14 protein-coding genes are annotated in these 14,164 nt (G+C 37.4%); 12 read left to right on the top strand and 2 right to left on the bottom strand.

Annotated elements, in window-relative coordinates; all coding sequences use genetic code 11:
* The first annotated feature begins 26 nt into the window (after nt 1-26).
* From panB to AC3IS5_RS14615, 11 genes are all read left to right on the top strand, one after another.
* Nucleotides 27-866: a 3-methyl-2-oxobutanoate hydroxymethyltransferase gene (gene panB, locus AC3IS5_RS14665; RefSeq protein WP_489425086.1), complete on the top strand. Its 840-nt coding sequence runs from the start codon at nt 27-29 to the stop codon at nt 864-866.
* Nucleotides 863-1,714 carry a pantoate--beta-alanine ligase gene (panC, locus tag AC3IS5_RS14660; RefSeq protein ID WP_489425085.1) on the top strand — a complete coding sequence of 284 codons (852 nt, stop codon included), beginning with the start codon at nt 863-865 and terminating at the stop codon, nt 1,712-1,714. Before panB ends, panC begins: the two co-directional genes overlap by 4 nt.
* Before the next feature lie 3 nt (nt 1,715-1,717).
* Nucleotides 1,718-2,101 (top strand): aspartate 1-decarboxylase, encoded by a 384-nt coding sequence (gene panD / locus AC3IS5_RS14655; protein ID WP_390393423.1) that lies wholly within the window; start codon nt 1,718-1,720, stop codon nt 2,099-2,101.
* Between the two features lie 266 nt (nt 2,102-2,367).
* Nucleotides 2,368-5,151, top strand: coding sequence for an ATP-dependent DNA helicase DinG (dinG, locus tag AC3IS5_RS14650; protein ID WP_489425084.1), 2,784 nt, complete (start codon nt 2,368-2,370; stop codon nt 5,149-5,151).
* Between the two features lie 22 nt (nt 5,152-5,173).
* Nucleotides 5,174-5,332, top strand: coding sequence for a hypothetical protein (locus AC3IS5_RS14645; protein ID WP_489425083.1), 159 nt, complete (start codon nt 5,174-5,176; stop codon nt 5,330-5,332).
* A 9-nt stretch (nt 5,333-5,341) separates the two neighbouring features.
* Entirely contained in the window at nt 5,342-5,824 is a 483-nt protein-coding gene (locus AC3IS5_RS14640) for a cell wall elongation regulator TseB-like domain-containing protein (protein WP_489425082.1), read from the top strand.
* Between the two features lie 18 nt (nt 5,825-5,842).
* Nucleotides 5,843-7,036 (top strand): pyridoxal phosphate-dependent aminotransferase, encoded by a 1,194-nt coding sequence (locus AC3IS5_RS14635; protein ID WP_489425081.1) that lies wholly within the window; start codon nt 5,843-5,845, stop codon nt 7,034-7,036.
* A 71-nt stretch (nt 7,037-7,107) separates the two neighbouring features.
* Complete coding sequence (gene asnS / locus AC3IS5_RS14630) at nt 7,108-8,403, top strand: asparagine--tRNA ligase (protein ID WP_489425080.1); 1,296 nt, start codon at nt 7,108-7,110, stop codon at nt 8,401-8,403.
* A gap of 316 nt (nt 8,404-8,719) precedes the next feature.
* The gene (locus AC3IS5_RS14625) at nt 8,720-9,442 is read left to right on the top strand and encodes a DnaD domain protein (RefSeq protein ID WP_489425079.1); all 723 of its coding nucleotides are present in this window, start codon (nt 8,720-8,722) and stop codon (nt 9,440-9,442) included.
* A 10-nt stretch (nt 9,443-9,452) separates the two neighbouring features.
* On the top strand, nt 9,453-10,112 hold the full coding sequence (gene nth, locus AC3IS5_RS14620) for an endonuclease III (protein WP_489425078.1): 660 nt from the start codon (nt 9,453-9,455) through the stop codon (nt 10,110-10,112).
* Nucleotides 10,109-10,462, top strand: a complete 354-nt coding sequence (locus AC3IS5_RS14615; RefSeq protein WP_489425077.1) for a YpoC family protein — start codon at nt 10,109-10,111, stop codon at nt 10,460-10,462. Before nth ends, AC3IS5_RS14615 begins: the two co-directional genes overlap by 4 nt.
* 62 nt (nt 10,463-10,524) lie before the next feature.
* Here the strand turns inward: AC3IS5_RS14615 and AC3IS5_RS14610 are convergent, their stop codons facing one another.
* Together AC3IS5_RS14610 and recU are read right to left on the bottom strand one after the other, a co-directional pair.
* Nucleotides 10,525-13,146: a transglycosylase domain-containing protein gene (locus tag AC3IS5_RS14610; protein ID WP_489425076.1), complete on the bottom strand. Its 2,622-nt coding sequence runs from the start codon at nt 13,144-13,146 to the stop codon at nt 10,525-10,527.
* Nucleotides 13,147-13,181: 35 nt separating this feature from the next.
* Nucleotides 13,182-13,784: a Holliday junction resolvase RecU gene (gene recU, locus AC3IS5_RS14605; RefSeq protein WP_053417216.1), complete on the bottom strand. Its 603-nt coding sequence runs from the start codon at nt 13,782-13,784 to the stop codon at nt 13,182-13,184.
* 160 nt (nt 13,785-13,944) lie between these two features.
* Here recU and AC3IS5_RS14600 point away from each other — a divergent pair, with 160 nt between their 5' ends.
* A complete protein-coding gene (locus tag AC3IS5_RS14600) occupies nt 13,945-14,124 on the top strand; it encodes a hypothetical protein (RefSeq protein WP_489425075.1) in 180 nt (59 codons plus the stop codon).
* The last annotated feature ends 40 nt before the right edge of the window (nt 14,125-14,164 follow it).

Here is a 14,164-nt window from a genome sequence, read left to right as displayed (position 1 = left end):
TCTTCCTGTAAAGAGGAGGAAGCGTTTTGAAAACAACGACTGATTTTTTGAATATGAAAGAACAAAGCGACAAAATTGTTATGCTTACAGCATATGATTACCCATCCGCAAGACTAGCTGAAGAAGCTGGAGTAGATATGATTTTAGTAGGCGATTCCCTTGGTATGGTCGTACTTGGCTATGATTCAACTGTTCCTGTGACAGTCGTAGATATGATCCATCATACAAAAGCTGTAAAAAGAGGAGCAAAGGATACTTTTATCGTAGTTGATATGCCGTTTGGTTCGTATCACGGAAATATTGACCAAACACTGCAAACAGCGATTCATATGTTCCAACAGACTGGTGCTAGTGCTTTAAAAGTTGAAGGCGCAGACACAGTAGTAGATGTCATATCATCTTTAGTAAATGTGGGGATTCCAGTAGTAGCACATTTAGGTTTACTTCCACAATCTGCTGCAGTTCTCGGAGGGTATAAAGTGCAGGGGAAAACAGCTGTTTCAGCAGGAAAATTATTACAAGATGCACAAAAAGTCGAAGAGGCTGGAGCTTGTGCGCTTGTGCTTGAATGTATTCCATATCAGCTAGCTGCAGAAATTACAAAAGTACTTAAAATTCCAGTAATAGGAATAGGAGCGGGAGCAGATGTTGATGGACAAGTACTCGTTTACCATGATGTACTTGCGTATGGAACTCACCATTTACCGAAATTTGTTGAAACGTTTGCATCTGCAGGAGATTTGATGCAAAGAGGCATCGAAAGCTATACAAAAGCAGTTAAACAAGGTTCTTTTCCAAAAGTAGAGCATCGTTTCACGATGACAGATCATCAACTTGAACAGCTATACGGAGGAATAAGAAAATGAAAATCGTTTCAACTATTAAAGAATTAACGGCACATATCACAACAGCAAAAAAAGCTGATAAAACAATTGGTCTCGTTCCGACAATGGGCTATTTACATGAAGGACATATGGCACTAGCAACGGCTGCACGTAATGAAAATGACATCGTTGTCATGAGTATTTTCGTCAATCCTGAACAATTTGGACCCAATGAAGATTATAAAAGTTATCCTAGAGATTTAAAGCGTGATTCGAAGATTGCAGAAACAGTAGGAGTGGACTTTTTATTCGCTCCTTCTGCCGATGAAATGTACCCGACTAATGGTGGTATTCAAATATTGGCTGGTCCACAATCTGAAATTCTTTGTGGTGCAACAAGACCTGGACACTTCGATGGGGTTTTAAAAGTTGTGACAAAGCTTTTCCATATAACTCAGCCAACAAGGGCTTATTTTGGACAAAAAGATGCACAACAGCTAGCGCTTATCGAAACTTTGGTGCGTGATTTTAATTTTCCTTTAGAAATTAGAAGTGTGCCAATTGTTCGAGAAGAAGATGGTCTAGCGAAAAGCTCCCGAAATGTATTTTTAACGGAACAACAACGTAAAGAATCGGTAGTAATTCATCAAGCATTGATTCTTGCAAAAAACCATTATTACGAATCTGATAATCATATTGAGGCAACAAACTTTGCAAAAGAGCACATTGAAGCTAATTCAAATGGTCAAATTGATTATTTGAAAATGCTAAGTTATCCAGATCTTACTGAAGTGACAGAGCAGACTAAAAAAGTCTTAATTGCTGCAGCTGTTTACTTTGGTAACACACGCCTAATCGACAATATGATTTTTCAAAGAAACGGGGAATAAATGATGTTTAGAATGATGATGAATGCAAAAATCCACCGTGCAGTTGTTACACAAGCAGACTTAAATTATGTAGGTAGTATTACCATTGATGAGGATTTACTCGATGCAGTTGGTATGCTACCAAATGAAAAAGTTCATGTTGTTGATAATAATAACGGAGCACGCTTTGAAACATATATTATTGCGGGAGAACGCGGTAGCGGTGTTATTTGTGTAAATGGTGCTGCAGCACGTTTAGTACAAAAAGGTGATGTCGTCATTATTATGTCTTATGCCTATGTTAATGAAGAAGAAGCAAAAAAACACAAACCAACCGTAGCAATTATGCAGCAGGGTAACATGATTAAAGAACTCATTCAGTATGAACCAGAAGCGACAGTAATGTAATGATAGAGGCATCCATTATTGGATGCTTTTTTGTTTTAAGATGTGAATATTCAGCTAAATAACAAAGTAACTAGTTAATGCAACAAATGAATGAGTTAGTGCAACAAACAGCTAAATTAGCACAACAAACAATATAATTGGCGCAACAATCATGCAACTTACCATAACAATCTGTAAAATCTACATTTCTGCACATCGACTTCAGCTATTCTGCTCAAAATGTGATAGAATTTTGAATATAAACCGATCGGAAAGTTGTGAAGTAAATGATGGATAGTCAAACATATGCAATCGTAGATTTAGAAACGACAGGTCACTCCTCTCAAAATGGGGACCGCATCATTCAAATAGCGATTGTTTTAATGAAAGATTGGGAAGTGCAATCAACTTTCACCACTTTCATTCACCCAGGGAAGAAAATCCCTCGTTTTATTCAAGACTTGACGAATATAACGGACAATGATGTCAAAGATGCGCAACCATTCGAAGCGCATGCTGAAAAAATTTATAACATTTTGCAAGATTGTGTTTTTGTAGCGCACAACACTGATTTTGATTTGCCCTTTTTACAAGCTGAATTTAAAAGAGCAGGTTTACCAAAATGGTTTGGTAAACAAATGGATACAGTTGAATTATCGAAAATACTATTCCCAACAGCCTTTAGCTATAAGCTACAGGATATCGCAATGGAATTGAATATTTCATTGAAACAAGCGCATCGTGCAGATGATGATGCTTATGCAACAGCGCTATTATTAAAACGCGGTTGGGAAGAGCTTCTAAATCTCCCGCTTTCAACAATTGAACAATTGCACCAGCGTTCTTTCAGATTAAAATCAGATCTATCGCAATTATTCTTTGATGCGATTCAGATAAAAAGAGCTGTATCGAAACAATCAGAGCTCCACTTCTATTATAAAAATATAGCTTTAAGGGGAGCAGTTATTGAAGCTAAGTCAGAGATTAAGTTAACATATCCACATTCTATTGCTGAAAAAGAAGCATTATTTACTAGAGCTTTCAAAGACTTTGAAGCTCGTCCAGATCAATTTAAAATGATGGACCAAGTCTGGCATGCCCTGAAAACAAAACAGGAAGTATTGACTGAAGCGTCGACTGGAATTGGTAAAACATTAGCGTACTTAATTCCTGCAATTATTTATGCCAAACAAACAAATGGTAAAGTAGGGATTAGCTCATACACTTCGCATCTTCTTGATCAGTTATTAGCAGAAGAATTACCAAAAGCAGAAGCGATTCTACAAACATCTATTAATGTAACCTTATTAAAAGGAATGGAGCACTATATCGATGTGGATCGTTTTGCTGAGCTATTTGTTGCTGAAGATGCTTCCTATGATGAATCATTTACAATGATGCAACTACTCGTCTGGCTTGCGAATACAACGACAGGTGATTTAAATGAAATTACATTGTCCGGTGGTGGTCAATTACTTTTAGATAAAGTACGACGTTCATCAGCTACAGCTATTTCACGTGGTAAAGGTTACTTTGATTTTTATGAAAATGCGATTAAAAAAAGCAAAACGGCAGACCTCATTATTACAAATCATGCTATGATGCTATCTGATTTGACGCGAGTTGAGCCAGTGCTATCATCAGTTAACGGCTGGATACTAGATGAAGCGCATCAATTTATTCAGGCAGCTACACTAAGAGATGAAAAAGCACTCTCTTATACACAATGGAAGTACATTTTTGGTCAACTTGGATCAGTTGATGATCATCAGTTAATTCATAATTACTTTAAGTTGATGGCTGATAGTGGGAAAATCCCGATTAGGCAATTATCAAAATTAGAAATAAAATACTGTGAAATGGTACAAATCTTTGATAAAGCAATTTATCAACTGATTAATCAATTAAATGTTCAAAAGTCAGGTTCACGTCATAATAAGCGCACTTATCCTTTAAATTCGCTCATGATTAAGCAACCTTTATTTGAAAAAGTGAGTCATAGTATACAGGAATGGGTGCAGTTTGCTCAGGAACTAAGTGATATATTCCAGCAAAATCCTGATGATTTATCTCCTACGCAGCAAACGATATTATCAGACTGGTATTACTGGTTACGTGAATTAACGATAAAAGTGGCTGAATGGGATGCCATCTTTTTATCCCATGAAGTAGATTGTTCAGCTTGGATTGAGTTAGACCAACGTAGTATCCCAGGGAGTCTACATGTATATAAACGCCCTATACACGTCGCACAATCTGTCACAGCTGTTTTAGACAGTTTCCGTACTCGAGCAGGGATCATTTGGGCATCTGGTACATTAACTGTACCGAACAATCGCCGCTTTATCGCGGATCAATTAGGCCTTCAAAGTTCGGTGCCACTATTTCAATTCCAGGCACCTTCATCATACTACGATGGTGCGAGCCTTTATATTGTTGATGATATGCCTGAAATTCAACAAGTTTCACAAACGGAATATGTGGAAGCAGTAGCAGAAGCAATTGTTCAAACTGTACTGGTTACTGAAGGGCGTTGTTTCGTACTATTTACGTCTCAAGATATGCTCAGAAAAACGGTTGAGTTAATTCAAGAAACGGAAGCATTGAGTGAATATATGCTCTTTGCTCAAGGTATGTCTTCAGGAAGTCGAATGCGATTACTGAAGTTATTCCAGAAGTTTAATCATTCTGTACTATTTGGTACGAATAGCTTTTGGGAAGGTGTGGATGTGCCAGGTGATGCATTGTCAGCAGTCATTGTCGTACGTTTACCATTTTCAGCCCCAGAAGAACCAATTTTCAGAGCTAGGGCGGAAGCATTAAATGAGCAAGGGTTGAATTCATTTTATAAGTTAGCACTACCTGAGGCCATTTTACGCTTCAAGCAAGGTTTCGGTCGTCTAATCCGATCGTCACAGGATAAGGGTGTTTTTATCGTTTTAGATCGAAGAATTGAGACGAAATCGTATGGGAAGGAATTCATACGTGCTCTTCCAGCAATTCCGGTGAAAAAAGTATCCCTACAACATATGGTCTTAGAATTAGAACATTGGTATAATAAAAAAGTATGAAGATAGAAAGCAGGTCGATCATATGGAAAGACGATTTGAAGTACGATCAGCTAGTAAGATATGTTTTCAGCTGAGCTTCAATCAACTAGAAAATGCGTTAAGTAAAACTATTTCGATGTCTGAGCTAGCGTATTTAATTGAAAGCGATATGAAGCCTATCTTCACGATAAATGAAACGTAAGGTGATATAATGAAAAATTGGATCAAGTTCTTTACGATATTTTTGTTAATCCTGTCGTTATCAATTGTCGTTATAGTTGCTTGGAAATCTTATTCACCGTTTTACAGTTCGGAGAAAGACGCTAAGCAAGTTGTGCTTGATGCAGATAAGCTAGTGACTGTCACCGATACATATGTATATAACGGTAAGAAACCGTATGTTACGGTAATAGGAACAGATAAGGCAGGAAAGAAAAAAGCTGTGTTTGTTCCAAAAGATGATAGTAAGACAAAGCTAGAAGAGGTTTTAATGGAGGATGGCACTTCTGAAAAAGAAGCACTTTCTGTAGTGTCGAAAAAGGATAACGTGAAAGAAATCCTTCATACCAAACTCGGTATAGAAGAGCCCGGCGTTGTTTGGGAAATTACGTATCTTAATCAAGAGGATAAACTAAATTATGTTTACATTCTGTTCGAAAACGGACAGTGGTGGAAGCGTATTTTGAACTTGTAAAAAAAGGGGAAGATTAACTTGAAACAGCATTTAGCAGACCGTGTAAAAACATTAACACCTTCAACAACTCTAGCAATTACAGCTAAAGCAAAAGAATTGAAGGATCAAGGAATTGATGTTATTGGATTAGGCGCGGGTGAGCCTGATTTTAACACGCCAAAAAACATCTTAGATGCAGCTGCAGACTCTATGATGAAAGGCTTCACAAAATATACACCTGCTGGCGGTCTACCAGCATTAAAACAAGCTATTATTGCTAAGTTAGAAAGAGACAATAATCTTACTTATGCACCAAACGAAGTTATGGTTGGTGTAGGTGCGAAACATGTCCTTTATACATTGTTCCAAGTGTTATTAAACCCTGGAGATGAAGTAATTATCCCGATTCCATATTGGGTAAGTTATCCAGAACAAGTGAAGTTAGCTGGCGGTGTACCTGTACATTTAGAAGCAACAGCAGAACAACAATACAAAGTAACAGCAGAACAACTTCGCGGTGCTATTACTGATAAAACACGTGCACTTATTTTAAACTCACCAAGTAACCCTACTGGTATGGTTTATACAAAAGAAGAATTAGCTGAAATTGCTGCAGTTTGTGAAGAAGCAGACATTCTAATCGTGTCAGACGAAATTTATGAAAAACTTGTATATAATGGAGTTAAACATTTCTCAATCGCACAACTTTCAGATAGTGTAAAAGCACGTACAATGGTCATTAACGGTGTAGCGAAATCTCACTCTATGACAGGATGGCGTATTGGTTATGCAGCAGGTAATGCTGAAATCATTAAAGCAATGACTGACTTAGCTAGTCACTCAACTTCTAATGCAACGACTACAGCACAATATGCAACTATTGAAGCTTACAATGGTCCACAAGATGCAGTAGAAGAAATGCGTCAAGCATTTGAATCACGTTTAACAGAAATTTATCCAAAAATAAATGCAATCCCTGGCTTCCACGTGTTGAAACCAGAAGGCGCATTCTATTTACTACCAGATGTATCAGAGGCGGCAGCTAAAACAGGTTATGAATCTGTAGATGCATTTGCTACAGCTTTATTAGAAGAAGCAAATGTTGCTGTAATTCCTGGTTCTGGCTTTGGCGCTGAAAAAACAGTTCGTCTTTCGTATGCAACTTCTTTAGAAGCATTAGAAGAAGCTGTTTCGCGCATGGAGAAATTTGTGAAATCTAAATGGCAAGATTAATACTCTAACAATTAAGCAGACTGTCTAAGTATAGGCAGTCTGCAAAATTGTTTAAATTGCAGGAGGTCTATATGAAGAAAATTCGAATTCAAGACATGTCAAATCACGTAGGCGAAACAGTTAAATTAGGTGTTTGGCTTGCAAATAAACGTTCAAGCGGTAAGATTGCATTTTTACAATTACGTGATGGTTCAGGATTTGTCCAAGGCGTAGTAGTAAAAGCTGAAGTACCTGAAGAAGTATTTGTAACTGCTAAAGGCTTACATCAAGAATCATCTCTTTATGTAGTTGGTGAAGTAACAAAAGACGAACGCTCTGCATTTGGATATGAGCTTCAAGTAAAAGAGATTGAAGTAATTTCTGAAGCGAATAATTACCCAATCACACCTAAAGAGCACGGTATTGAGTTCCTAATGGACAACCGTCACTTATGGTTACGTTCTCGTAAACAACACGCGATTATGAAAGTTCGTAATGAAATCATCCGTGCAACATACGAATTCTTTAACGATAATGGCTTTACAAAAGTAGACCCACCGATTTTAACTGGCTCAGCTCCTGAAGGAACATCAGAACTGTTCCATACAAAATATTTCGATCAAGATGCGTACCTTTCTCAATCTGGCCAATTGTATATGGAAGCAGCTGCAATGGCATTAGGAAAAGTGTTCTCATTTGGTCCAACATTCCGTGCAGAGAAATCAAAAACTCGTCGTCACTTAATCGAGTTCTGGATGATTGAGCCGGAAATGGCTTTTGTTGAACACGATGAAAGCTTAGAAGTACAAGAACAATATGTTTCTTACATCGTACAGTCGGTTCTTAAAAACTGTAAAATTGAACTAGAACGTTTAGGTCGCGATACATCTAAATTAGAACATATTCAAGCACCATTCCCACGAATTTCTTATGATGATGCCATCAAGCTTTTACATGAAAAAGGTTTCGATGATATCGAGTGGGGAGAAGATTTTGGTGCCCCTCACGAAACAGCAATTGCTGAGCATTATGATAAACCAGTCTTTATCACATGCTACCCAGTAGGGATTAAACCGTTCTATATGCAACCACATCCAGACCGTGATGACGTTGTATTATGTGCTGATTTAATCGCACCAGAAGGCTATGGTGAAATCATCGGTGGCTCTGAACGTGTCCATGACTATGAGTTAATGAAACAACGTTTAAAAGAACATGATTTAGATGAAAGTGCATATGCTTGGTACCTAGACCTTCGTCAACAAGGATCAGTACCACACTCTGGTTTCGGTCTTGGTTTAGAAAGAACAGTAGCTTGGATCACAGGTGCAGAACACGTACGTGAATCTATTCCATTCCCACGTTTACTAAATAGACTATATCCTTGATTAAATGGTAGTGTGGCCCGTTTAGCCCTGAAGCACTGGAGAGCTCGAATCAAAGGCGTTCTTTGCCTTTGACCGAGAGACTGAAGTGACCTCGAGGGGCTGGCCACTGAAGCTGGATATATGATTAAAGTACAAAGGAAGCAACTTAAGTCCGAGGCATCCTGTCTCAATGGTTGCATGAACATATCCTTGTATGCCCAGGTGGTTAGTTTTACCTGACCAAGCAATGAAAACAATTAATAACACCTAACAAGAAGAACCGCAATTAATTGCGATTCTTCTTGTTAATTTTCAGACAAAAAAGGGGAGTTCGGTAATGACGAACGAAGCTGATCGACTCCGAATTTGGATAGAGCAGGGAAATGTTACTATTTCTCAGCTTTTTTTTAAGTTTTACAAGGAGTTAGGCATCCAAGATTTAGATGCCATGCTTATTATGCATTTAACTGCATTTCATGAAGACGGGAATAAGTTTCCTACACCAACAGATATAGCGAATAGAATGCATTTAACTGAGGATGAAATAGCCTCGAGTTTACAAAGGCTAATGCAAAAAGGTTTTATAGAAATTTTACAAAAAGTGGACGAGCTAGGAGTATTATTTGAAACCTTTAATTTACAGCCATTATGGGCACGACTAGTCGACTGTATGACAGAAAAAAAAGTCAAAAAGGTAGAAGTGACCTCGAAGTTAAAAGAAGGCGAGCTGTTCAACTTATTTGAGCAAGAATTTGGAAGATTTTTATCGCCGATGGAAACTGAAACAATTTCAATGTGGCTAGATCAAGATGGTCATTCTCCAGAAGTGATTCGCAAAGCATTAATTGAAGCTGTCTTATCACAAAAGCTAAGCTTACGTTATGTGGACCGGATTTTATTCGAATGGAAAAAGAAAAATGTCAAAACACCTCAAGATGCCGAAAAACTAGCGCAAAATTTCCGTCAAAATACGTTACCAACACGACCACAACCACCACAGGTTGAACCACAACAAACAAAAAAAGTGCCATTCTACAACTGGTTAGAAGAACGCGAATAGGGAGGTACACATGCTAACGAAGAAACAATGGGATTATTGTTTAGAGGAAATGGAAAAGATGTTTCCAGATGCTCATTGTGAGCTAGTACATGATAATCCTTTCGAATTAACGATAGCCACATTACTATCTGCGCAGTGCACGGATGTTTTAGTTAATAAAGTTACAGCAAAGTTGTTTCAAAAATACAAAACGCCAGAAGATTATTTAGCGGTACCTTTAGAAGAGTTAGAGCAAGATATTCGTTCTATTGGATTGTTCCGTAGTAAGGCTAAAAATATTCAAAAGCTGTGCCATATTCTATTAACAGAATTTAACGGTGAAATCCCTGCCAATAGGGAGCTACTTGTTACATTACCAGGCGTAGGGCGAAAAACAGCGAACGTTGTCTTGTCTGTCGCATTTGACGTCCCAGCCCTAGCAGTAGATACCCATGTCGAAAGAGTTGCAAAACGATTAGGTTTATGTCGTTGGAAAGATTCAGTATTGCAAGTTGAAGAAACAGTAATGAAAAAAACCCCAATTGAAAAATGGTCGAAAACACATCATCAGTTAATTTTCTTTGGACGTTATCACTGTAAATCACAGAATCCTCAATGCCAGGTATGCCCACTTTTTGACGTCTGTAGAGAAGGGCAAAAACGCGAAAAGAAAGGTCTTGTTAAGCGATGATAGTATGCCGAAAAGAGGCTATCTCTAAAGAACAAGTTGACCAATGGCTAGCTAACTGGGAGATATTACGAGCGGAAATTCATAGTTCACATGCTGCTCGTGATGGCAAAGCGAAAGATATAATGCAAAAGGGAATCGATTTGTATGAAACGTTTATCATAATAGCCTCTAATGTTTCATTAGAGAGTATACAACTATCCGATGAATATGAAGCTTTGCCGATAAATGGTGCTGAACGTTTGCAATTCATTAAACGAAGACCAGGCCAGTATGCATGTTATCGTCAACTAGATGAATTGTTTATTGAAACGAAAAAGAGAATGGCTCGTCTACGCCTTAAAAAGGATTGACAATTAAATTAATATAAAAGAAAGAGCAGCAATCTCAAATGGAGATTGCTGCTCTTTTCATATTATTGATGTTGATCGTTACTGTGTGTAGCTTGTTTATTATCATTACTAGTGTCATCGTTTGTGCCACTGGTATCGACTTCTTCTTCATCTTCATCAGGTTTTATTCCATCGTTATTATCTACAGGTGGTGTACCTGTACCGTTATCAGGATTGTTATTACCATTATCACCTTCATTAGGTTCCTCTGGTACAACAGGTATTTCAGGCACTTCAGGTTGTTCATTTTCTTCTGGAGGTGTAACTTCCTCTTCAGGAGGTGCCGCCTGAATTTGAATAGATGTCGAAACAGCCTCACTCTTCTCATCATCTGCAATTGCTATTACTGAGAAGACATATGTTTTACCATCTTGTGGCGTGCTATATGTGTACGCCTTATCACTCGTTTGAGTTAGTTTTTGTTCACCACCACCATCTACCGACACTGAAACTTCAAAGGTAACACTCTTATCCTTAGGTTCTTTATGTGCCCAAGTTAAGTTAATTGCATTAGCTTCTTCGTCAAATGTTGCTTTTAAGTCAGTAGGTGCTTCTAACTTCTCAACTTCTTCTACAGGAGCAGTTTTTGTAGGGACTGTTCCTTTAACGAATAATTCAGTTGACGTTCTATCTGCTGGTGTACTTGAACTTGCTAATTGTAGCGGTTTCGAACCTTTTACAATTTTAGCTTCAACTACTGAATTTGGTTTCTTAAAGTTAGGTGTTGTTGTATTCGCTGAAATTTGGCTCATTACTGTTTTAAATAATCTTTGTGGTAATAAGCGCTCTTCATTTGTAGTAATTGGATCTTTTCGGTTTGTATAGCCACTCCATACAGAAATAGAATACTTACTTGAATATCCTGCGAACCAAGAGTCTGGAACTGCCGATTCAGGTAGATTATATTTTTGGAACTCATCTGCACCGTAGTTTGTTGTACCTGTTTTACCGGCAATATCTAAGCCTGGAATAGCTGCAGTAGTTCCAGATGCACCGGATTTTGGACCAACTACATCACGTAGCATATCAGTAACCATATATGCAGTGTAATCATTCATAGCTGGTGTTGGATCTGGTGTATATGATTTTGCAGTTTTCCCATCACGATAGACAATTTTCTTAATTGTGTGTGGTGTAGTGTAAATACCGTTATTCCCAAATGCAGCATATGCTCCTGCCATTTCTATTGGAGATAAGCTAATTTTACCACCACCGATAGCATCAGATTCATAAATTTCGTCTGCTTCAATACCTAGATTATTGATAAATTTCTTCGTTTTATCTACACCCACTTCTTTAAAAAGTTTTACAGCAGGTACGTTACGAGAAGTATAAAGGGCTTCACGAAGAGTCATATCCCCTTTATATAATTTATCAAAGTTATTAATTTGTTTAGAAGTACCGGTGTAGAACATTTTTTCATCCGTAATGGTTTGTCCTGTCGAATATTTTAAATTTTCGATTGCAGGACCGTAGTCCATTAATGGTTTCATAGTCGAACCGGGTTGGTTTTTAATAGCCTCTGCATAGTTTAAACCACGTTCAGGTCCATAATTACGGCCACCTCCGATAGCTACAATCGCACCAGTTTCAGTGTCAACTACTGCCATCCCTGATTGAATCTCTTTTGTAGGGAATATATCTGAATTCATAGTAGATTCAACAATTTTTTGAGCAGAAGAATCTAATGTTGTATAAACGTTAATACCTTCTTCTAAGGACTTCCCATCCCCATTTTCAGCTAGCTCTTTTAAGACTACATCGATAAACGCATCATATTTTGACGTTGATGCTGTTTGACGTTTGTTTTCAGGTAATAGTCCAACTTCAACATCGACTTTTTTTGCTTCTTCCATTTGTTCTTTTGTTATCTTTTTGTGTTTATACATTAAATCTAAAACTGTATTACGACGTTTTTCGGCATTTTCAGGATATTTGAACGGATTATACGCGTTCGGTAGCTGTGACATACCTGCTAGAAGAGCCATTTCTTCTAGTTTTAGATCTTTTAACTCTTTCCCATAGAAGTATTTTGATGCAGTACCATATCCATAAATACGACCGGACATTAATACTTTGTTAAAGTACATTTCGAAAATTTCTTCTTTAGTGTACTCACGCTCTAATTGGATAGCTAAATAAGCTTCTTGTGCTTTACGCTTAAGCGTTTTTTCATTTTGTAAAAATGAGTTTTTAATAACTTGTTGTGTTAATGTACTAGCACCTTGTGCACCAAAGCCGTGTTTTAAATTGGCTATAATAGCACCGCCAAGGCGATAAAAGTCAATTCCGTTGTGACTAAAGAAGCGAACATCTTCCGTCGCCAATATAGCATCTCTCATATCTTTAGGGATGTCTTCATAAGCTACATGTTCCCGCTTTTCTAAGCCCATCGTATAAAATACTTTTCCGTCAGAATCATAGAATTTAGATGACACTGGATCCTTTAGTAACTCTTCATCTAAGTCAGGTGCGGTAGCTGCATAATATGCAAATAGGCCAGCTCCTGCAATAAATAGAACAATACCTACAGATACTATTGCTATTAAAAGACGTTTAAGCCAAACTTTCATTGGTTTTTTTTGCTTTTTTTGTTGTTCTCGTAATTTTCTTCTTTGTCCCCGAGAATTAATTTCTTGCCCCATTAAATTCTCCTCACTTTCTAACAAACATTCATAATTTATGGCAGCATCTTACGTACTGCTTGTAAATAATCGATACGTGGACTATAAGTTGGTGTTACTTCAATTGCTTGTTCCTCAAATTCTACTAAAGAAATTGATTTGCGACCACCTGTTAGCATTCTAGTCCAAGCATTTTGCAGCATTTCTAAAGGTACTACAAAATAACGTTCCATGGAAGAGAAACGTATTAATAGAAAACAAATACCTCGCTGCTTTGCAACAACTGTCATATGTTCTACCTGATGCGGATGAACGTTTTTTAAAGGGAAAGATGTTTTACTTTCCGTTTCCTTGGCGTCAAAGTCGATGTGGTAACCTTCATATATACCATTGTAGTCCGTCGTAGATGGTGTTCTAAAATATGCTTCCCGTATAACAGCAGCACTTCTTGAGGGATACTCTACTTTGACGATTTGTATCGGAACAGGTTTCTTATGAATGACTGCTATTTGTCGTTGTAAATAAAAATCATTTGCTTCATCAATTTCATCTTCTAAAGTTTTGCCCCGATTGCTATAGGAATAATCCTTTATACTCCTTTTTTTCACTTCAGAAGTAGGTGGAGTATACTTTTTTCCGTTTGGATAGCGAATTGCCATTTAACCACCTCGTTAACAATAATAATAACATATTTTTATGAACAAAAATTATAGCAGAAATGACAGAGATTTTTTCTATTTATATCGAACTCGCACTTGTTTTGTCTTGTGGAAAGGATTATTTCAATTTATAAGGAAATCATAACGCTAGGAGGCGATTATGATGCAAAGAATATCTCATTTACTTACTCAACTTGAATTAATCGATCAGTTACTACAAGCACAAATGTCTGTGGAACGTCACACCGAAATTCAAAAACATATGAATGACATTGCAACAGTTCAACACCGCCTAAGCAATCTTGAAAAACAATCTAAAGGAATATTTGTTCGTGCATAAGTAGTTTCTTTTACGATATTTTGATACACTGAATTTATAT

It is taken from the genome of Viridibacillus sp. KH_047 (assembly GCF_057838945.1).
This window is presented reverse-complemented; position numbering and strand designations above follow the sequence as displayed.

Excerpts from the sequence above, each read along its gene's own strand:
- AC3IS5_RS14610 (WP_489425076.1), bottom strand. The coding sequence starts at position 13,146 with ATGGGGCAAGAAATTAATTCTCGGGGACAAAGAAGAAAATTACGAGAA.
- AC3IS5_RS14625 (WP_489425079.1), top strand. The coding sequence starts at position 8,720 with ATGACGAACGAAGCTGATCGACTCCGAATTTGGATAGAGCAGGGAAAT.
- asnS (WP_489425080.1), top strand. The coding sequence starts at position 7,108 with ATGAAGAAAATTCGAATTCAAGACATGTCAAATCACGTAGGCGAAACA.
- AC3IS5_RS14645 (WP_489425083.1), top strand. The coding sequence starts at position 5,174 with ATGGAAAGACGATTTGAAGTACGATCAGCTAGTAAGATATGTTTTCAG.
- panC (WP_489425085.1), top strand. The coding sequence starts at position 863 with ATGAAAATCGTTTCAACTATTAAAGAATTAACGGCACATATCACAACA.
- AC3IS5_RS14615 (WP_489425077.1), top strand. The coding sequence starts at position 10,109 with ATGATAGTATGCCGAAAAGAGGCTATCTCTAAAGAACAAGTTGACCAA.
- recU (WP_053417216.1), bottom strand. The coding sequence starts at position 13,784 with ATGGCAATTCGCTATCCAAACGGAAAAAAGTATACTCCACCTACTTCT.
- AC3IS5_RS14600 (WP_489425075.1), top strand. The coding sequence starts at position 13,945 with ATGATGCAAAGAATATCTCATTTACTTACTCAACTTGAATTAATCGAT.
- dinG (WP_489425084.1), top strand. The coding sequence starts at position 2,368 with ATGATGGATAGTCAAACATATGCAATCGTAGATTTAGAAACGACAGGT.
- AC3IS5_RS14640 (WP_489425082.1), top strand. The coding sequence starts at position 5,342 with ATGAAAAATTGGATCAAGTTCTTTACGATATTTTTGTTAATCCTGTCG.
- nth (WP_489425078.1), top strand. The coding sequence starts at position 9,453 with ATGCTAACGAAGAAACAATGGGATTATTGTTTAGAGGAAATGGAAAAG.
- panD (WP_390393423.1), top strand. The coding sequence starts at position 1,718 with ATGTTTAGAATGATGATGAATGCAAAAATCCACCGTGCAGTTGTTACA.